This is a genomic window from Terriglobales bacterium, from assembly GCA_035651995.1.
Taxonomy (GTDB): Bacteria; Acidobacteriota; Terriglobia; order Terriglobales; family Acidobacteriaceae; genus DASRER01.
Window position 1 is genome coordinate 1 of record DASRER010000019.1, and the last position, 19953, is coordinate 19953.

Annotated in this window: 15 protein-coding genes and 1 tRNA gene; 8 read left to right on the forward strand and 8 right to left on the reverse strand. The window is 64.6% G+C overall.

What is annotated here, in order from left to right:
- The 5 genes from VFA60_05825 to VFA60_05845 form a co-directional block, all read left to right on the forward strand.
- Nucleotides 1-798, forward strand: a 798-nt coding sequence (locus VFA60_05825; protein ID HZQ91292.1) for an FtsX-like permease family protein, incomplete at its 5' end; no start/stop codon positions are given.
- A 202-nt stretch (nucleotides 799-1000) separates the two neighbouring features.
- Nucleotides 1001-1411 carry a transposase gene (locus tag VFA60_05830; GenBank protein HZQ91293.1) on the forward strand — a complete coding sequence of 137 codons (411 nt, stop codon included), beginning with the start codon at nucleotides 1001-1003 and terminating at the stop codon, nucleotides 1409-1411.
- A gap of 430 nt (nucleotides 1412-1841) precedes the next feature.
- The gene (locus VFA60_05835) at nucleotides 1842-5882 is read left to right on the forward strand and encodes a choice-of-anchor D domain-containing protein (protein HZQ91294.1); all 4041 of its coding nucleotides are present in this window, start codon (nucleotides 1842-1844) and stop codon (nucleotides 5880-5882) included.
- A gap of 294 nt (nucleotides 5883-6176) precedes the next feature.
- Nucleotides 6177-6920: a CmcI family methyltransferase gene (locus VFA60_05840; protein ID HZQ91295.1), complete on the forward strand. Its 744-nt coding sequence runs from the start codon at nucleotides 6177-6179 to the stop codon at nucleotides 6918-6920.
- Between the two features lie 64 nt (nucleotides 6921-6984).
- Nucleotides 6985-8355 (forward strand): amino acid permease, encoded by a 1371-nt coding sequence (locus tag VFA60_05845; protein HZQ91296.1) that lies wholly within the window; start codon nucleotides 6985-6987, stop codon nucleotides 8353-8355.
- Between the two features lie 88 nt (nucleotides 8356-8443).
- Here VFA60_05845 and VFA60_05850 read toward each other — a convergent pair whose 3' ends face one another.
- The gene (locus VFA60_05850; GenBank protein HZQ91297.1) at nucleotides 8444-9244 is read right to left on the reverse strand and encodes a nuclear transport factor 2 family protein; all 801 of its coding nucleotides are present in this window, start codon (nucleotides 9242-9244) and stop codon (nucleotides 8444-8446) included.
- A gap of 180 nt (nucleotides 9245-9424) precedes the next feature.
- Entirely contained in the window at nucleotides 9425-11227 is a 1803-nt protein-coding gene (locus VFA60_05855; protein ID HZQ91298.1) for a hypothetical protein, read from the reverse strand.
- A 351-nt stretch (nucleotides 11228-11578) separates the two neighbouring features.
- Here VFA60_05855 and VFA60_05860 point away from each other — a divergent pair, with 351 nt between their 5' ends.
- A complete protein-coding gene (locus tag VFA60_05860) occupies nucleotides 11579-13654 on the forward strand; it encodes a tetratricopeptide repeat protein (GenBank protein HZQ91299.1) in 2076 nt (691 codons plus the stop codon).
- 47 nt (nucleotides 13655-13701) lie between these two features.
- Nucleotides 13702-13777, forward strand: a tRNA-Lys gene (locus VFA60_05865).
- A gap of 31 nt (nucleotides 13778-13808) precedes the next feature.
- Here the strand turns inward: VFA60_05865 and VFA60_05870 are convergent.
- From VFA60_05870 to aroA, 5 genes are all read right to left on the reverse strand, one after another.
- On the reverse strand, nucleotides 13809-14063 hold the full coding sequence (locus VFA60_05870) for a hypothetical protein (GenBank protein HZQ91300.1): 255 nt from the start codon (nucleotides 14061-14063) through the stop codon (nucleotides 13809-13811).
- Nucleotides 14064-14181: 118 nt separating this feature from the next.
- Entirely contained in the window at nucleotides 14182-14769 is a 588-nt protein-coding gene (locus VFA60_05875) for a hypothetical protein (GenBank protein HZQ91301.1), read from the reverse strand.
- A gap of 171 nt (nucleotides 14770-14940) precedes the next feature.
- A complete protein-coding gene (locus tag VFA60_05880) occupies nucleotides 14941-15900 on the reverse strand; it encodes a VWA domain-containing protein (protein HZQ91302.1) in 960 nt (319 codons plus the stop codon).
- A gap of 252 nt (nucleotides 15901-16152) precedes the next feature.
- Complete coding sequence (locus VFA60_05885; GenBank protein HZQ91303.1) at nucleotides 16153-16575, reverse strand: hypothetical protein; 423 nt, start codon at nucleotides 16573-16575, stop codon at nucleotides 16153-16155.
- Nucleotides 16576-16773: 198 nt separating this feature from the next.
- Nucleotides 16774-18081: a 3-phosphoshikimate 1-carboxyvinyltransferase gene (gene aroA / locus VFA60_05890; protein HZQ91304.1), complete on the reverse strand. Its 1308-nt coding sequence runs from the start codon at nucleotides 18079-18081 to the stop codon at nucleotides 16774-16776.
- Between the two features lie 229 nt (nucleotides 18082-18310).
- Between aroA and VFA60_05895 the strand changes: the two genes are divergently transcribed.
- Complete coding sequence (locus tag VFA60_05895; protein HZQ91305.1) at nucleotides 18311-19261, forward strand: tetratricopeptide repeat protein; 951 nt, start codon at nucleotides 18311-18313, stop codon at nucleotides 19259-19261.
- A gap of 118 nt (nucleotides 19262-19379) precedes the next feature.
- Here the strand turns inward: VFA60_05895 and VFA60_05900 are convergent, their stop codons facing one another.
- Nucleotides 19380-19763: a hypothetical protein gene (locus VFA60_05900; GenBank protein HZQ91306.1), complete on the reverse strand. Its 384-nt coding sequence runs from the start codon at nucleotides 19761-19763 to the stop codon at nucleotides 19380-19382.
- Between the last annotated feature and the right edge of the window lie 190 nt (nucleotides 19764-19953).

The following is a 19953-nucleotide window of genomic DNA, read 5'->3' on the forward strand; positions in this document are numbered from 1 at the left end:
CAGGACGTCGCTTCCGACGCCAAGATCGCCCTGCTGGGCCAGACCGTGGTCGACAATCTGTTCCACGGCGCCGATCCGATCGGACAGGTGATCCGGATTAAGCAGGTGCCCATCACGGTGGTCGGAACTCTGGTGCCAAAAGGCCAATCGCCCACCGGCCAGGATCAAGACGACGTGATTCTCTTGCCCATCACCACGCAGCAGAAGAAGGTCTCGGGAGTGAATCAGGCGCGAGCGAACTCGGTCGGAGCCATGATGGTTCAGGCGGTCTCGCCGCAGGCGATCTCACCGGCCGAGGCCGAAATGCGATCCGTGTTGCGCCAGCGGCATCATTTGCAGGGCGATCAGGACGACGATTTCACCATTCGCAACCTGGAGGAAGTGTTCAAGGCGCAAGAGACATCCTCGCGCGTGATGTCGATTCTGCTGGCGGCGATAGCATCGGTCTCGCTGATTGTGGGCGGCATCGGCATCATGAACATCATGCTGGTTTCGGTGACCGAGCGGACGCGCGAGATCGGCATCCGCATGGCCATCGGCGCCACCGAGAGCGACGTCCAGAGCCAATTCCTGATCGAGGCCGTCGTGCTCAGCCTGATCGGCGGGGCCATCGGCATCCTGTTCGGCGTGGGATCGTCGTTCCTGATTACCCAATTGCTCAGCTGGACGGTGCTGATTTCGCCGATCTCGATCGTGGTCGCGGTCATCTTCTCCAGCGCGGTCGGCGTCTTCTTCGGCTTCTACCCGGCGCGCAAAGCCGCGCGGCTGGATCCCATTGAAGCGCTGCGGTACGAATAGAACTCTTCACAGTGCAGCGACGGGGCCTCCGCCGGCCGGCACGGCAGTGTAGCGACGGGCGCCCCCGCCCGTCGGCACGGTACCACTGCGCGTCAGGTACACTCCCTCCGCGCTTCAGGTACACTCCCTCCGCAGTCATGCCAGCGTTCGCAGATACAACTATCGACGCCGACTGCCTCACGTTCAACGCGACGGTCGTCCGTTGTTCGTTACGTTCTCGACGCGCCGTTTCGAGATTCTTCCACCAACTGCACGTGACATTGTTCTCGAATGTTGTTTGCGTGAAGCGGAAACGCGAATTGATCTGATCGTGGTAGTCGTTATGCCCGAGCATGTCCACATGCTGCTTACGCCGAGGATGGACCAAACCGGCGCGCCCTACTCGATTCCTGAGATCATGCAAAGCATCAAGGGAGTGTCAGCGCACCGAATCAACAAACTCCTCAGGCGGCAAGGGCCCGTCTGGCAGCAAGAGTCGTTCGATCATGTTCCTCGGCGCGCGCAGAGCGTGAACGTGCGGGTTGAATACGTTCGACAGAACCCGGTGCGCCGGGGACTGGCGAACAAACCCGAGGAGTATCGCTGGCTGTGGGTGAAGCCAGGGCTGCGTTAGGCGTTCTCCCGAGCGTCCGTGGCGGCGTGCCGACGGGCGGGGGCGCCCGTCGCTACACCGTGGAAAGCTGTGGGCTGGAAATCGACTACGCAGCGCGGACGGTACCTGAAGTGCGGTGGCGGCGTGCCGACGGGCGAGGGCGCCCGTCGCTACACGAAGCTTGGCTGGAAATCGACTACGCAGCCCGGAGCGTACCTGGAGTGTGGTGGCGGCGTGCCGACGGGCGAGGGCGCCCGTCGCTACACCGTGCAGATCTATTTTGGTCTGTTATCGTCTGTCGTATTCTGGCGCACCACCACCCAGCTACGCGCTTTCCCTTATCCCTGCAAGTTACTCATTCCTAGTCCGTTCTGGATGTAAGTTCCTGGATTGACAGGCGGCAGCGCTGGCAACATACTGTCACTCCCATTCAGCTCTGAACAGGTAACCCATGCGTATTGGCAGTGCTGGTGTGCGCGTCGCTTTAACCTGCCTCCTCCTCACCTCTTCCCTGTTGGCCGCCAACCCGAGGGCGCAGCGTGACCAAGACGAAGAGGCGGGCCGCGACGATCCGGAAGCGCGCGCCGCGTGGTTTCTCCGCGGACGCACCGTGATGGGCGAGTCCGCCGCCGCGCTGCGGCAGCGCGCCTACCAGCAGAAGCTGGCGCTGCGCGAGTTGCGCCGCCGCCAGCTCCAGCAGCAGGCCGCGGCGAAGTCGTTCGGCGATCCCGCCGGCGCACAGCAGAATCCCGATGCGCAGGTTGGCGCCGCCCAGGCAGGCGGCACCGGGCCCAACTGGACGCAGCTCGGACCGCGTCCGCTGATCTCCGATCCGACGTTCGCTGTTCAGGACTACGGCAACGTGGCCGGCCGCGTGACCTCGGTGGTGGTGGACCAGAGCGACACGACCGGCAACACCATCTATGTGGGTGCGGCGAATGGCGGCGTGTGGAAGTCAACCAACGCGGCCAGCGCCAACCCTGCCAACGTGACCTTCACGCCGCTGATTGAAGACCAGGCCACGCTGGCCGTCGGCTCGATCGCCATCAAGCCCGACAACAACCAGGTGATCCTGGTGGGCACGGGCGAGACCAACAACTCCGGCGACTCCTACTACGGGCTCGGCATCCTGCGCTCCACCGATGGCGGCGCTACGTGGAGCCTGATCACTTCAGGCGACGGCGGCACGCATCCGTTCCGCGGCATGGGCGTCGGCCGCATCGCCTTCAGCACCGACAACCCCAACCTGGTCGTCGCCTCCATGTCCAGCGCCGCGACGGCATTTGGCGCGGTTGCGGGCGCGGGCGCCAGCGCCGAAATTCCCGGGCAAGCCCTTCGCGGGCTGTATTTCTCCAACAATGCCGGCGCAACCTGGTCGCTGGCGACTGCCAACGACGTGGCCGGCACAGCGTCAACGTCGTCGGTGGTTTACAACCCGCAGGAACATCTCTTCTATGCTTTCATCCGGTTCCACGGGCTGTATTCCTCGGCGAACGGCTCGACCTGGACGCGCCTGGCGAATCAGCCGGCGCCCGCGGGTAGCGGCTTGAACGGCGCCGGCGTTTGCCCGGCCGGCGTGGGACCGACGACCTGCCCGATCCGACGCGGCGAAATCGCGGTGCGCCCCGGCGCCCAGCGCGAGATGTATGTGTGGTACGTAGACCTTAACGCTACTGACCAGGGTATCTGGCGCACAACCGACGGCGGCGCCACCTGGACGCAGCTCTCGGAATCCGGCCTTACCAGCTGCATCGACTCACAGGGCTGCGGCACCTCGCAGGGCAACTACAACTTGTATCTCGCCGCTGTGCCCAACGGCGCGAATACCGATCTCTACGCGGGCGCCGTCAACATCTTCAAGTGCAGCCTGGCGGGCGGCGCCTGCAATGGCTGGCTCAATCTCACCCACGTGTACGGCTGCTTCCCGTTCGGCTCTGTCGGCAAAGTGCACCCTGATCAGCACGCGGTGGACTTCTCGCGCACCAATCCGAACGTCATCTACTTCGGAAATGACGGCGGCATTTACCGCACGCTGAACGGGCCCGGGCTGAACATCGGCACGTGCGGGGCGGGCACGAATCCGTTCGACAACCTGAACGCGTCCATCGGTTCGCTTACGCAGATCAACACGTTCTCGCAGCATCCGACCGACCCGACCATCCTGCTCGCGGGCACGCAGGACAACGGTTCGCCTGCCATCGATGGAAGGAACGGCGCGGGCGCGGGCGTCGGCGGCACCGGTGGCACCATCTGGGCAGAAGCTAATGGCGGCGACGGCGGGTTCACGGACATCGATCCAACAGCGCCGAGCAATATTTGGTACACCGCTAACACAGGTGTGAGCGTTCAGCGCTGTCAGGGCTCGCAAAACGATGGCACTCACTGCATTATCCCTGACACCTTCCCCAACATCATCGGCGCCGCGAACGTAAACAACGACAGCAGCTCGTTCTATACGCCGTACATGCTCGATCCGCAGAACTCGGCGCGGCTGATTCTCGGCACGTGCCGAGTGTGGCGTGGGCCGAGCGTCGGCGGAAATGTGAACTGGCCGACGGGGAGTACCGCGAACGCCCTCAGCTTCAACTTCGGCACGGGCGACACGACCACGTGCTCTTCGAGCGCAGACTTCATCTCCGCGCTCGCCGCGGGAGGACCGACAACGGCCGCAGGATCGGAAGTGATCTACGCGGCCACCAGCGGCGGCAGGATCTGGGTGACCACCACAGCATCTGCCGGTCCGGCAAGCTGGGTGGACACCACTGGACCGATCAATCCCAGCCACTTTCCGATCTCCGACGTTTTCGTGGACCGCACCGTGGCCAGCGGCCTGACCGCCTACATCACGGTCATGGGTTTCGGCAGCGCGCACGTGCTCAAGACCGTGAACGGCGGCCAGACGTGGAGCAACATCACCGGCAACCTGCCCGACGCGCCCGCCGACTCGGTTACGGTTGACCCGGTGAACTCCTCCATCGTGTACGTCGGCACCGACGTGGGCGTGTTCATGACGAGCAACAACGGCGCCAACTGGACCGAGTACGGCGCCAACCTGCCCAACGTGCCGGTGTCGCGGCTGCGCACGTTCTCCAATTGCAGCGCGAACCCGCCGATCAGCAAACTGCGCGCTTCCACTTACGGGCGCGGGATGTTCCAGGTGGACCTGGGAAGCGCGCCACAGCCGTCACCCAGCAGCGTGACGTTCGCAAGCCAGCAGGTGAACACGCCCAGCGCCGACCAGATCATTACCCTTACCGCCGGCGCGGTACCTTTCACCATTACGACCAACGCCACCACGGTGACGGGCACGAACGCTTCCGACTTCCCCATCACGGCAAACACGTGCAACGGAACCATCCCAGCCAACACGAGTTGCACGATCACCTTCCACTTCACGCCGGGCAACACGGGCGCGCGCACGGCCACCATGAATATCGCCCCCACCGGCGCTGGCGTTTGCGCGTTGACCATCCCGCTGAGCGGCACCGGCGCCGCCGCGCAGGGACCAGTCACGCCGGTCATCACCTCCATCTCACCGGGAACCAAGGTTGCCGGCACTGGCGCTTTCACCTTGACCGTGAACGGCAGCGGCTTCGCCGCCAACTCAGTGGTGCGCTGGAACGGCGCCGACCGCACCACCCACTTCGTGAGCAGCACGCAGATCACGGCAGACATTCTGGCCGGCGATGTCGCGGCTGCGGGAACCGCGGTGGTACTCGTCAACACACCCTCGGTCGGCCCGTCGGCTTCGGCCGCATTCACCATCACGGCTGCCGCGGTCTTCCCGGCCAACGACACGTTCCCGTTCGCGCAATTGCGCTACTGGCCGCACATCGTGACCGGCATCGGCTACGTGACCAAGATGACGGTCACCAACCTCACCAACGCCAGCAATAACGTGATCGTCTATTTCCTCGACCAGAATGGCAACGTGCTGGAAAGCGACTCGCTCCCGACGCTCGCCGGCGGCGGCACGGCGCGCATCGCCACGCCGGAATCGGCGCGCTTCGGGCCGCTGGGCATCAAGTGGGCGATCGTGAACTCGCAGGCGGCGGTGACCATCAACCTGTTCTTCGAGATCAAGGCCGATCCCAACGCGGTCGCGGTGGTGAACACGATCGGCTTCAACGACTCGCCGCCGCTGACGGCATTCACGGTTCCGGTGGAATTCGAGCCGGCGCCGCCGGGACTGGGCATCGGGCGGACGATCGGCATCGCGGTGGCGAACCCGAACTCCACGCAGGTCACGTTCACGGTGAAGCTGCTCGACTCGAGCGGCAACCAGGTGGCCATTCTCAGCCGCAATGTGCCGGCGCGCGGACAGATCGGCATTGACCTGACCACGTCGCCGGAATTTGCCGCCGCGCTGCCCAACGGCAACTTCCTGGGCAGCATCGCGGTGACCAGCACGGGGGCGGTGTCGGCCATTGCGCTGGAAGACGACTTTGGGCCGTTCTCCGCCATTCCGGTGGTGCCGGGAACGGCGAAGTAGCCGCGCGGGCGAGCGCATCGCCGGCGTGCCGGCGGGCGAGGGCGCCCGTCGCTACATTCTGGACGTCTGTGCTCGCCCACCCTTCGCCAAAGGAAGGCGAAAGGGTGGGGCACCCGCAGTGTGGCGCCAACGCCCGAAAGGCGCTCTGGACGCCGGTTTTCGGGCGCGCCGCCCTGCGCCGGAGCGCCCGGCGGCGCTGTGTTAGAATCCGACAAATTCCGAACAGAACGGACCTGAATGACCCCATCCTCCTCCCCCGCAGGCGCAACCTCGCCCGCTCCGTCGTCCACGGCTTTGCTGAAAACATTGACGGCGCTCGCCTTGGTCGTGGCCTTCTGCGCTGCGGCCTTCGCCTGGTACGAGCGCCGGCATCCGCGGGTGTTCATACAGACGGTGCCGCAGGACGCCTCGTTGCGCGACAAGTTCCTGGCCGCTTACTACTCCACCGACGTGTGGGAGCGCACCTACTGGATGGGCGTCCCATCGCTGCAAACGCCGACCGACAACTGGAGCATGCAGGAGATCCTCTGGGAGATTAAGCCGGACTTCGTCATCGAAACCGGCACCTACAACGGCGGAACGTCCCTTTACTACGCCGCGCTGCTCAGCATCATCGGCGACAAGGGCAAGGTCATCACCGTCGACATTGACGACAGCCGCATCGGCGAAGCCTCGCAGCGCAAGCTCTGGAAAGAGCGCGTGGAATTCATCAAGGGCAGCTCTGTCGATAAGGCCGTGAGCGACCGCATCCGCCGCGAAGTCGAGGGACACTCGGTCGTCGTCACGCTCGACGCGCTGCACACGCGCGACCACGTGTTCAAGGAACTGGAAATCTACTCGCAGCTGGTGCCGGTGGGCAGCTACCTGGTGGTGCAGGACACCTCGGTCGGACATCCGATTCTTGCGGACGCAGGCCCCGGCCCGATGGAGGCCGTGCAGGACTTCCTCAAGACACACGACAACTTCGTGGTGGACCGCAGCCGGGAAAAATTCCTGCTCACGTTCTATCCCTCCGGCTGGCTGAAGCGGGTGCGGTGATCGCGCGCGGCACGTCCTCGCGCGACATGTCCTGTAGAGACGCAGCTGGCTACGTCTCCCGCCCATGATCTCGCCTTCGATCGACAAGGGCGCGAATGCCGGGCGGCCGCGGCCCGAACTCCGCCGCTCCATGGGCCTGGCCACCGCAACGGGCGTGGTCATCGCCAGCATGGTGGGTAACGGGATCTTCACCACCACCGGCCTGATGCTGGGCTTGGTTGGCGCCGGATGGCTCACGCTGGCGGCGTGGGTCGCTGGCGGGGTGGTCGCGCTCGGCGGCGCCATCAGCTATGCCGAGCTGGCGGCGATGATGCCGCGCGCCGGCGGCGAATACGAGTACCTGCGCCGCATCTACGGACCCGGGTGCGCTTTTCTCACCGGCTGGATCAGCTTCTTCGTTGGCTTTTCGGCGCCCATCGCGGCCACGGCGGTGGCTGCGGCGGAGTATCTGGCCGCGGCGGGTTCGCTGCCCGCCGGCGGTTGGCCGCGGAAAGCGGCGGCGCTGGCCATCATCGCCGCGCTCACCGCGATTCACGCGCGCGGACGCGCCCTCGGCGCCTGGTCGCAGAACCTGCTCACCGCGCTCAAGCTGGCGATCATGATCGCGCTGGTGATCGCCGGCTTCACTTCCGGCGCCGGAGACTGGCGCCGCCTCTCATCCGACGCGGGCTTTTTCGCTGCGCCGCGCTGGGGCGGACTGGGACTGACCCTGCTGTTCGCCATGTTCGCCTACAGCGGCTGGAATGGTTCGTCGTACATCGGCGAAGAAGTGCGCGAGCCCGCGAAAACACTGCCGCGCTCGCTGCTGCTGGGAACGGCCAGCGTCATTGTTTTGTATTTCGTGGTGAACGTCTTCTACTTTTATGCTGCGCCCGCTTCCGCCCTGACCGGGAAAGTCGCGGTCGGCGCGGTCGCGGCCCAGGGTCTGTTTGGGGCGCGGGCCGGCGCGTGGCTTTCGGTCATGATCGCCGCGGCGCTGCTTTCGTCGCTCAGCGCCTACGTGCTCACCGGCCCGCGCGTGTACTTCGCCATGGCGCGCGATGGCCTGTTCTTCCCCTTCGCCGCGCGCGTGGACCCGCAGTCGGCAACGCCGGTGGCAGCCATCGTGTTGCAAGGCGTCTGCGCGGCTGTGATGGCGCTTACGGGAACCTTCGAACAGCTGCTCACTTACATCGCCTTCGCGCTTGGGATTTTTCCCTGGATGGCGGTGCTTGGCGTCATTCTGCTGCGGCGGCGCGAACCCGCTGCGGCACGTCCGTATCGCTGCTGGGGATATCCCCTGGCGCCGCTGGTCTACCTTGTCGCCAGCGCGGCGACCATGGTGGTGGCGTTCATGGGCCGGCCCGGGCCGTCGCTGTTCGCGATTGGGACCGGGCTGGTGGGAATTCCCATTTACTACTTCGGATTCAGGCGCCCGCCCACGCAAAAGAGTTAGGGCCGGAAGTCCGTTCTTGCCGCACCCGAAGCGTTGGGATGGGTGCCGACGGGCGAGGGCGCCCGTCGGCACAGCGTGGCGGTTCCAGTCAGTTGCCGGTGCTGGGTGATGGAGCGGCAGGCGCGGCCGGCTTCTGCTTCCTGGTCTTCTTCTGGGTCTTCGGTGCGGCGGTGCTGCTGTCCTGCGCAGGGGCCGAGGCCGCAGCGCCCGCCGGCGCGCCCTGCTGCGGGGCGGCCTGGGACTGGTTCTGCTGCATCTGCCTGGCCGCCTTGTCGAGCGCCTTCAGATACTGGTCGGGATCGATGTGCTTGTTGCGTTCCTCGATCATCTTCTTCATGGTCTCGGGATCGCTGCCGCCGCCCACGGGCATGCGCCCAAACGGCGTGTCGATCTCGTGCGGCTTGTCGCTGTCGGGCAGATAGAGGTACCACTGCCCGTTGATGACCCGCCACTCCTGGGTGAAGTCGGCGTCAATCAGGCCCATGCGCGGCAGCATGAGCGTGCGCATGGTGGTCACCTGGGCCGAGTCTCCCGAGGGCTCGATTTTGACGCTCTCGATCTTGGCGGAGACGAGCGCGTCGTAGCGATCGCGAAAGAACTCCTTGCGCGATGCGGGAGCGACATACTCCACAGCGGCGGGCATGTCCTTCTCGGCCAGCGCCTTGTAGTGGGCATTGACGCGCTCGCGCAGTGAGGCCTCAGAAGGCAGTGCAGGCGAAGCCGCGGTGCTCGCCTCCGCCGTCGGGGCAGGCGGCGTCGCAACTGCCGGAGCAGCGGTGCTTGCCGCAGGCGCAGCAGGCTGCTGCATAGGGGTCGTAACCTGGGCCGCGCAAGCCAGAGCCAGCAGTCCGCTCGCGACGGCGCCGAAAACAGACGTGTTCAACTTCATTCTCTCCATCTCCCAGTGCTGTCCTGAATAGAACGATTGTAGCTGATTTCGTTGCGCGGTGCGGTCAGAGCAATCACCTGAGAAGCGGCGGCGGTTTCAGCTTAATTCGCGAGCCGGCGATGGCGAAGAAAAAGGCGGCGGTTTTCACCGCCGCCCGAAGGCAGTACTTGTAATTCCTGATTACTCAGCCAGGCTCTCAACCACACCGGACAGTGAGCCGTTGCGAGTGCCGCCGCCGATGATCAGCGCGTTGTTGGCGCTGAACACAGCTCCGGTCGCGGCAAACTGCGCCGAGAAGCCGTGCGCATTGTTGAACTGCGTGACCACGATGATGTAGCCATCAAACGTGCCCGCGCCGTTGGGCTTGCCAGCCGCAGCGAGCAGGAAGTTCAGAGCGGTCGCGAACGATCCGCCCGGGGCCAACTGTCCGCTCGCGTTCAACCCGCGGCTGCCCGCGAAGGCGCCGACGCCGGCGCTGGTGCAGGCCGGAGCCACCGGAACGGCCGTGGTGTCGGTGTTCAGACAGAACGGCGTGCCGCCGGTCGGGAAGAAGTAGAACGTCAGGCCGCCCGTTTGCGAGCAGGTCGGGGCCGCGTTGTTGAACGCGCCCGTATCGTTACAGGTGTTCACCACCGAGATGCCGGTGTTGAAGCCACCCACGTTGCTCACGAACGGATACAGCAGGGTCGTACGGACCGCGTTGATGGTAAACCAGTTCCCTGCGTTGAAGATGTTGCGGGTCGTGCCCGCAACGGCTGACGTGGTCGCAATGTAGCGCGGAATCGCCGCAGCGTTCACGTCATCGTTGCCGCCGCCCGAAGCCTCGCCAGGACCGAAGGACGCGTGCAGCGACGCCGTGCCGAAGCCCGAGGGTGAACCGACAACCACGCCAACCGCTGGGGTGGCACCGGTAGCACCGGTAACCGCGGCCGCAGCCGTGGTAACCGTCATCGTGCCCGCGGCCGTGGTGTTGTTGGCAGTCGTGTCATAGATGGCGAAGCAAGCCGCCGGACCAACGCAACTGCCGCCCGAACGGAGGGTAAAGATCAGGCCCGCCGTACCATTGGCCGCCGATGTGGTTAAGGTTGCCGGCCAAGTCACGCTGACGCCGGAAGGAACCGTTGTTCCAGAGTCGAAGATGACGCTGGTTGGCGTCGTGGCGATGTCACCAAACACCGTCGTGCCAGCGGCTACCGCTGTACGGAAAGCGTTCGGAAACAGCGGAGCAACCGCGTTCTCTTCCGAGAACGTGAAGGTCGCCGGAATCGACAGCGTAACACCCGAGCTCTGTGAACCGACACCGGGCACGGTTACGCCCGCACCCGCGTTGATGGTCTTCTGCGCGGTCGCCACGGTGGTGATCACCGGAGCAGGCAGCGCCGTAGCAACGTTCGAGGAGACGGTCGCCGTGATGGTGCCTGTTGCAGCGATCGAGGTTGCGTCCACACGCAGGTTCTTGATGCGGAAGGCAGAGCCAACGCCAGTCGGCGCCAGGATACCTGTCGCCGAGGCCGAAGCCGTACCCGCCTGCTGCACCGTCACGGTGATGACCGTCTGCGGTGTGCCGCCCGGTGCCAAACCTACCGTTGAACTGGCCAGGATCGTCAAGCCCGCGAGACCGGCGTTATCGTACACGTCAAAGTTCGCGTTGCTGGCAGCGCTGATAGACGACGGGTTGGTCAGCGTGACGTTGTAGGTCAGGCGCACAATGTTGTTCAGTGCGAAACAGTTGGTGGTGCCGATTGTGTTGTCGTCATAAACCAGCACGTCCGATACACGCTCGGTACGACCTTCCTGGTTGACGATCGCGCCGCTCGCGGCTGCGTTCGTCGGTGTGATGGGACCTAGACCGGAACCCCCGCTCGGATCGGTGGGTGCAATAGCGGTGACCACCTGCACATGGCAACCTGCAAACGCAGCGGTCGGCACTATTGTCGCGAGGACCCCAGCCAGAAGGAAGATAAACAATCTTTTTCCACTCATTCTGTGCTCTGCTCCTTAAAGCCTTCTATTTTTGATCTGACTTGTTTTGCGGTGGATAGCTCGGATCCCGAAGTTCTTGTCACTCGGCGCTCACGTGTTCCACCAGAACCGTACGACTCGATACCGCAACCACCTCATCGAAGCCACGGCCGAACTTAGGAACTTACAGTGCGTTTGGGGAAAACTGCGCGTTTTTTATCGTTCGTACCTGAAATTGTCAAGCCCTTTTTTCCCAACGTTAACTAACGTTGCACTCCCCCGCGAACGCCGGTACACTGGTGCGAATTCAATCGCTTCCAGCAATTTGTCAGCGCACAAATGACATCTTTTCGACGCCATCTGGCCGCCCTTGTGCTCCTGCTCGCCGCCGGCATTGCTGCTTACTCGCCCGCCCTGGGCAACGGCTTTGTGTGGGACGACAACTTCCAGATCGGACACAACCCATTCGTCCACGGCGCCGGCTCCTGGAGCCGGCTTTTGAGCAGCGACGTGTGGGGATACATGCGCGGCGGCGAGCATTCGCTCAGCAACTATTACCGGCCAATGCAGATGCTGACGTATCGCGTCACGGCGATGACGGCCGGGCTCGATCCGCGGGGCTTCCACGCCGCCAGCCTGATATTCAATTTCCTCGCCACCATAGCGGCTTACGCGCTGTTTTTGCGGCTCACCAGGCGCTGGGGAATTGCGCTTGCGGCGGCGCTGATTTTCGCCGTCCACCCGATGCACAGCGAGGCGGTAACCTGGGTCTCAGCACTCACCGAGCTGGGCTGCGCGCTGTTCTACTTTTTGGCCTTCCGTCTCTTCGTGCGCGCGTACCCGCCGGCGCGGCCTGAAACTGGGGCCGATTCGTCCCACAAGACCGCTCCCGAGCCGGCGCCGCAGGGTCGGATTTGGTCACTGGCTGGCGCTGGATTGGCCTACCTGGCCGCCCTCCTGTTCAAGGAGATGGCGCTGACTTTTCCTTTAGTTCTCGTAGCTTGGGTGCTGTTTACTGATCAGTTAAACCCGTGGAAGCGTGCATTACTGAGGTCGGCGCCCTTCTGGTTACTTACCGCCGCCTACATCGTGGCGCGCGTGTGGGTGCTGGGATACTTCTCGCGGGTGCAGCACGCCTTCACGCTTTCGCCGCTGCAGTACGTGCTGAGCGCGGCCGAACTCGTGGGACAGTACTGGCTCCGGCTGCTGGTTCCCGTCGGCTTCAATGCGTTTCACATCTTCCATCCGGCGCAGAAGCTGCTCGAGCCGCGCGCCATCGCCGCGCTCCTGTTCCTGCTGATTGGCGGCGCCGCGATCCTATTCGCGCGACGGCGCGCACCGCTCGCCGCGTTTGCCGCGGCGTGGGTCTTCATCACGCTCGTGCCGGTGCTGAACCTGCGCGGTGTGGGCGAGAACGTCTTCGCCGAGCGCTACCTCTACATTCCGTCGCTCGGCTTCGCGCTGCTGGTGACGTGGGCGGGGGCGGCGCTGATCGAGCGGCTGCCGCGCCAGGCCGCGCGCGTCACAGCGATCGTGCTGGTGGCGGGCATTTCTCTGGGCGGCATCGCGCAGACGCGCCGCCGCGTCCCTGACTGGAAAGACGACTACACGCTGTACGCTCGCACCGTGGAAGCGTCGCCTGATTCCCCGCTCATGCGTGCCTCGCTGGCGAACGTGCTGCGCGACCGCGGCATGCTCGACGCCGCCGAGCGCGAATACAACACGGCCATCGAGGTCGCGCAGGCGCAGTCGCCGCCCGACAATTACCAGACCGCCAACGCGCTCGTGGGCCTGGCCGGCATCGCCCATCGCCGCGGACAACTGCAGCAAGCTCTCGACTACGTCAACCGCGCGCTGGCCATCAGCAAGGACCTTCCCGGCGCGCACGTGGCGCTCGGCCTCATCTTGCTGGAATCGGGACGCACCGCCGAAGCGCGCGATGTGCTGCTCGAAGCCCATAAGTTTTTCCCGTATGACGAGGTCGTGATCAACGGACTCGGCGTGATCGCGCTCACCGAGCACAAATACGACGAGGCGATCGGATACTTCCAGCAGACCACGCAGATCGTTCCCAACTTCGCCGACGGCTTCAACAACCTCGGCATGGCCTATCGCGCCGCCGGCCGCGTGCAGGAAGCCATCCCTGTGTTCCAGCGCGCGGTTGCGCTGGCGGCGGAGAACGGCGGATACCATCACAACCTCGCGCTCGCGTTGGCGCAGGCCGGCCGCATGAACGACGCGCTGCCGAGCTTTCAGCGCGCCGCAGAGCTGGCCCCGCAGAACGCGGTCATGCACACCGACCTGGGCGTGGCGCTGGCGCGCCTTGGGCGTTATCCCGAAGCCCGCGCCGAGCTGGAGCGCGCGCTCCAGATCACGCCGTCGTATGCGCCGGCGGTCGCAAATCTGAACTTGCTGAAGCAGGTCGAAGCGCAGCAGGCCCGCCGCTAGCCGCGCGGCGCGGCCTCATCCCTGTGCTAGATTAGAAGTTGGTGTGTGGGCGCGTAGCTCAGCTGGTAGAGCAATGCCCTTTTAAGGCATGGGTCGCAGGTTCGAATCCTGCCGCGCTCACCAGTTCCGATCGCGGAGGACCCTGCCTGGCCCGCTATTCCTTCTTCAGCCCGATTAACCACAAGTAGATCTGGTCCACCTCGTGGATGTCGGTCTCCAGCGCGCTCTGGTCGGCGTATTTGCGGATGTCCGACTCGGGGTGGCGCTGCTTCAGCCGCATCACCACCTGGTATAGCTCCTCCACTTTGGAGTGCATGATTCGGAGATCGGCGACCAGCCGCACCTCGTCAATGTCGAGTGGCCGGCCACTTTGAAGATCTGACGAGCGAAGATTCTGGCGGGCTTCCATGGCGCGAAATATTACCGCAACCAGCGCGGCCCCACCTGTGCAGAACCCCGGAAATGACAGACGCACAGAAATAAGGGCAGCCTGGCGGCTGCCCTTTCAAGGACCTGCGTCGCCGATCTCAGAAGCGGAACGTCGGTCCCAGCGTCATCTTCAGGTTGTGCTGGGCGCCGTTGTCGAAGTAGATCTCGTCGCCGATGTCATAGCGGAACCCAAAGTGCGTCCAGCCGAACTCGATGCCGCCACCGGGATAGAACACGCCGTTGGTGTCACCGGCCGTGACGCTGTTCACGGCGGTGGGGAAGCCGCCCAGCGCACTGCCGCGCGAGACGCTGAAGTTCAGGAACCCGCCCTTCACCGTTCCGAACACGCGGAACGGTCCGATACCGGTCTGGATCTTCGGACCGAACATTCCGTTCAGCAGACGCAGCCGCGAAGTGTTGAACGACGTCGTAAAACCGTTGCTGAACGTGGTGGTGACGTTGCGCTCCGGGTCGTAGGCCATTTCGCCTTCCCAGACGAGGTGGTTGCCGGTATTGAACCCCAACCGTCCGCCCACGCCGACGAAGTTGGCGTCATTGGCGTTCTGCAGCCGGGTATAGTCGGCAAACACGCTGACCTGCCCGTGTTCTTCCGTCTGCGCGAACATCGCGGGTGTGAACAGGACAAACGCCAGCGCGAGTATGAGGGTTCCTGTGGTGCGTTTCATGCGAGCCTCCCAAAATTTCTCCCGAGCAAAGCTGGCACACCGCTGCTTGCATGGCGCCAACTGCGCCGTCGCCAGTGCGACGGCGGACCTGCAAGGGGACACTCGTAGGATGTGCTCAGCGCAGCCCGGGTGGGCTGCGCCAGCCCTCAGGAAATCAGTCAGTTAGGGCGCCTATTCGCTGGGTGAAAAGTAGCCACGGCGGAAGTACACCTGAAGGGGATTCGCCGACGTGCTGGCCTGCACGCGCACGTTGATCTTGCGGTACCTGCCGTCGCGCAGCGGGCGGCTGGGCCGATAGCCGAGCAGGTAGCGGCTGCGCAACTCGGTGCTGATGGCGCGGGCTGCCTCCGGCAGCCTGGAAATGTTGTCCACCACGCAGGTGCGGCCGCCGGTCGCTTCCGTGATGTGGGTCAGCAGGCGCCGTCCGGCGCGGTCCTCGGGCAGGGCGAACAGGGAGTCGTAGATATCGATGGCGTAAATCTCGACGTCGGCTTCCTGCACCAGGGCGCGGATCTCGTCGGCGCGATAGCGGCTGTTGTTGTCGGCGCCGTCGGAGATGATGAGCAGCGCTCTCCGCTTATGCCGCGCCGACCGCGCCTTCTTCACGCCCATGTAGATGGCGTCGAGCAGCGCGGTATGGCCGTCGGGCACGGCCGTGACCAGCTTCGATTCGATGGTGCCGATCGACTGCGTGGTATCGATCAGCAGGCGGGGTTTGTCGTCGAAGGTGATGACGAAGAAGTCGTCATCCGGATTCGAGTTCTTGAAAAATTCCGACACCGCCTCGCGCGCCATGCCGATCTTCTTGCGCATGCTGCGGCTCAGGTCGAGCAGCACGCCCACGGTGAGCGGCGCCTCGTCGCGGGAAAAGTATCGGATCTGCTGCTGCTCGCCGTCTTCCAGCAGGCTGAAGTCTGTTTCCTGAAGGTCGAGCACCGGCCGGTTGCGTATGTCGGTCACCGTGACCGGGATTTCCACCAGGTCAACGTCGATCATCAGCGGCTTGGCGCGAAGGCGAAGCGTTCCCGCCGGACTTGCCGAGGCCGCCTGCCGCGAGGACGGCGCCAGCTCCGGCGCTGGACTGTTTTGCGGAAAGGAGAGGACAGGAGGCAGCAGGAGAAGTGCCGCCAACCGCGCGGCGCCACCAAACCCCCGGGACCCGAATCGATTCACCACGGCCATTCGCCGAAAAACAAATCGCCGGTTGAGCGCGAGGCCGCGATACTAGCACAGCTCCCTCCGGGAAAAGCGTCCGGAACGCGTTCTTGTCGTAAGAATGCGGGTGGGGAAACCACTTTGATCCGCAGCATGGCAAGCGTCCGCTGGCGGAAAAACGGCCGGCCTGCGTCGCCGCAGACCGGCCGAGCCGGGTGGGGAGAGAGCCTACTTGGACGCGCGATCACCGTCGGTCTTGCGGGCGGCGACCTGCGTCATGGAAACCACGTTGTACTCGCGCTCTTTGCCGTCGCCTTCCAGCACGCGCAACACCATGCGGTCCTTCTTCATGCGGAACTCCGCCGTCTCGCCGATGGGCAGCAGCGCGGGATGCTTCTCCTCACGGGGACGAATGCGGTACAGCACGCGGTCGGTGCGGAGCACGTATTCGGGGCAGAGCGTCTGCCGCGTCTTCTTGTGCTCCGAGTCGGTGCCCAGCACCGCTCCGGCCAGACCCTTGCCGCCGTTCTCGTCGTAACCGCACTCCACCGACGTCATCTCTTCCAGCGTGCCCTTCTGGTAGAAAGCGTTCTCGCCGGCCAGCGCCGCCGAACTCAGCAACAGAAGCGAAAGTACCCAACGCATCTTCACAGGTGAACCTCCCTGGCATTTGCCAACCAGGGAAAATGCAAGCTTCCGGCCAAAGCTCCACGTGGAACAGCCCGCCCAATCCCCGGTGCAGCAGGGTCTTACGGAGGACGTCTCCGGTGTTTATTCATTGGTTAATAGGCAATTTTCCCCGGCCGCGGAAAGAACGCCATCGTTACCCGCGGACATGTCCGGGCGCGCTTACCGTTCCGCCAACGAATTGAGCGTCGGGAAAAACTCGGGATAGGAGATGCGCGCCGCGTCCGCGCCCTGGATTGTGCTCTCGCCGTCAGCAGCCAGCGCCGCCACCGCGAAGGCCATGGCGATGCGGTGATCGCCGGCCGAGTCAATCTCGGCGCCGCGCAGCCGCTGCGCCCCGGGGACGCGCAGGCCGTCTTCACGCTCTTGCACCTGCGCGCCCATGCGACGAAGGTTTTCCGCCACGGCGGCGATCCGGTCTGACTCCTTGACCCGCAGCTCGCGCGCATCGCTGATGGTAATGCCGTCGCGCGTGAGCGGAGCAATCGCCGCCAGCACCGGCAGCTCGTCGATGAGCACGGCGGTTTGCGCGCCTTTCAGGCTGATCCCGCTCAGCCCGCGGCCCTGTATTTTGACAGTCCCGACCAGCTCGAAGTTGCGCTCTTCGACGCGCAGCACCGAGATGGCCGCGCCCATGGCGCCGAGCACCTCGAGCAGCAGGGCCCGCGTGGGATTCAGCAGCACATCGTCGACGATCAGGGTCGAGCCGGGCAGCGCGGCGGCGGCGCACAGGAAAAAGGCCGCGGAAGAAATGTCGCCCGGAATCGTCGCCTCGATGGCGTGGAGCTTTTGTCCGCCGGCGATGCTGGCGCGATTGCGGCCGCGCTGCACTTCGGCGCCGAAGGCGCGCAGCGCCAGCTCGCCGTGATCGCGCGTGGGCAGCGGCTCCTCGACCGTGGTCTCGCCCTCGGCCAGCAGTCCGGCAAACAGCACGCAGCTCTTCACCTGGGCGCTCGCCACAGGCATTTTGTAGTGAATGGAGCGCAGGCGCGCGCCTGGGGTGGGGGGAAAGATGTGCAGCGGCGGGCGCTCGCCCTCGGCCGACGTTACTTCAGCGCCCATCGCGGTCAGCGGCGCGATGATGCGCGCCATCGGGCGCCGCGTGAGCGAGGCGTCGCCGCGCAGTTCGCTGGTGAAGTCCTGCCCCGCCAGGATTCCCGCCAGCATGCGCATGGTCGAGCCGGAGTTGCCGCAGTCCAGCGCCGCCGCCGGAGCGGACAGCCGCGGCCCGCGGCCTTCGATGTGGACGACGCTGCCCTCGCGCCGCACCCGCACGCCGAGCGCTTGCACGCAGGCCAGTGTGCTGGCGCAATCGGCGCCGCTGGAGAAATTTTCAAAGCGGCTGCTGCCTTCGGCGAGCGCGCCCAGCATGGCGTAGCGGTGCGAAATGGACTTGTCGCCCGGCAGACGTACGCTCCCCGCCACCCGCCGCGCGGGCTGAACCGTTTCGATCACGCCGACTTGCGCCATAGCAGAGTTGCCTGACCCCTGCGATTTTATTTGCCGCCGGTCACAGCGGCGAGGCCAACTAAGCGGCCTCGGCATCATCTTACTTTGCAGCGCGGCGGTGACTACGCTGCGCGGCGTGAACCCAGGTCCTCAGAGTCCCCTGCCTCCGAGCCGGTCCCCGCAACAGAAAAACGGACGGTGTTTCATGGTCCCACGGGCCAGACTGGTTCTTCCTCCTCCAGCTCTTTGTTTGATTCTTACCCTGGCCGCTGCGGCGCAGATGGGAAGCACGCTCACGGTGAACGTGCGCGGCGACCGCGAGCAGGCTGTGTCCGATGTCCGGGTGGAGCTGCGCAATCGCGCCACCGGACAGATTGTCGCCAACGGAATGTCCGGGATCGACGGCAACTACGACTTCCGCGGCGTGCCCAGCGGAAGTTATGAGGTGCTCGCCTCGCGCGACCTGCTCTCCGGCGCCGAGCCGGTGCAGGTGGCCGGCATCGAGACCAGCGTCACCGTGCACCTGAGCGGCGTCACCGCCCAGCAGCCGGCGGCCGTCACCGGGGGCCAGCAGACCGTTTCCGTCAGCCAGTTGATGGCGCCCAAGAAGGCGCGCGGCCTGCTCGAAAAAGCGCAGGACGCGATGAGCAACGGCAAACTCACCGAAGCCTGGGACAAGGTGGAGAAGGCGCTCGCCATCTACCCGAACTTCGCCGAGGCGCTCACCGTGCGCGCCATCATTGAGCTCGACCAGAGCAAGACCGACGCCGCGCTGGCCGACCTGCAGAAGGCCATCAACGCCGATCCCGGCTATCCCATGCAGTATTTGGTCATGGGCGCTGCCTTCAACATGCTCTCCCGCTTCGACGAGGCGATCCGCACGCTGGAGCGCGGGACCAGCCTGGCTCCAAATTCATGGCAGGGCTACTACGAACTCGGCCGCGCTCACCTGGGCAAGGCGGAATACAAGGAAGCGCTCAAGTACCTCAACCAAGCCGAAGACATGGCGCCGCGCGACTACGCTCCCGTCCACCTGGCCCGCGCCAACCTCTTTCTCGCGATGAAAGATTACCCGGAAGCAATGAACGAGCTGGAAAACTATTTGAAGCGCGATCCGCAGGGCCCGAATTCGCCGGCCGCGCGCGAAGCGCTGCAGGACATCAAGGCCAAGGCATTCGTCGCGCCGCAGGCGCAGCGGTGAAGGGAGCACTCAGCAGCCAGCATCAGCATTCAGCTCCTGAATGGTCGTGCCCGGCAGCGATCCGTTGCCTGGCACAGGGGCTGAATGCTGATTGCTGACTGCTGAGTGCTGGTTGCTGCTACGCCGACGCCAGCATTTCCTTCGGCACTTCCCTGGCCTGCAGGCCGAACTCGAACATCGGCGTCTCGGCGCCACGGCCCCAGCGGTTCACTTCCCAGTGCGCGCGCAGGAACTTCACATTGGGATTCTTCGTCAGATCAAGCAGCAGCGGATGCTGCCCGGCGTAGAACTTTTGCGGAAAGGCCAGCAGCGGCTTGTCGCCCCAGGCCTTGCCGTCGGCCGAGCCCCACACGCTTACGTCGAGCGACTCCTGCTCGATGATGCGCGTGATGTGCAGCGTGAGCAGGAAGACGCGGTTGGCGGGAGCACCGATCTCAACCGCCGGACCGTCGCCTTTGGCGGAAACCACAGTTTTTTCGGGAACAAGGGCCAGTTGGATCATCGAGTGGGATTCTATTTCGCGAAAGCGGAAATAGAAAGCGTCGCGAGGAAGCGGGTGACGTAACGTTGATTGTGTAAAAAGCGAGAGGGTGTAAGTTGGCTTTGCCTAGCAAGCGAAGCCGTTCCTGGAAAGGAGACCTACACCCGATGGCGAAGATAATCCGGATTGAGGAGCATTTCCAACATTTTCT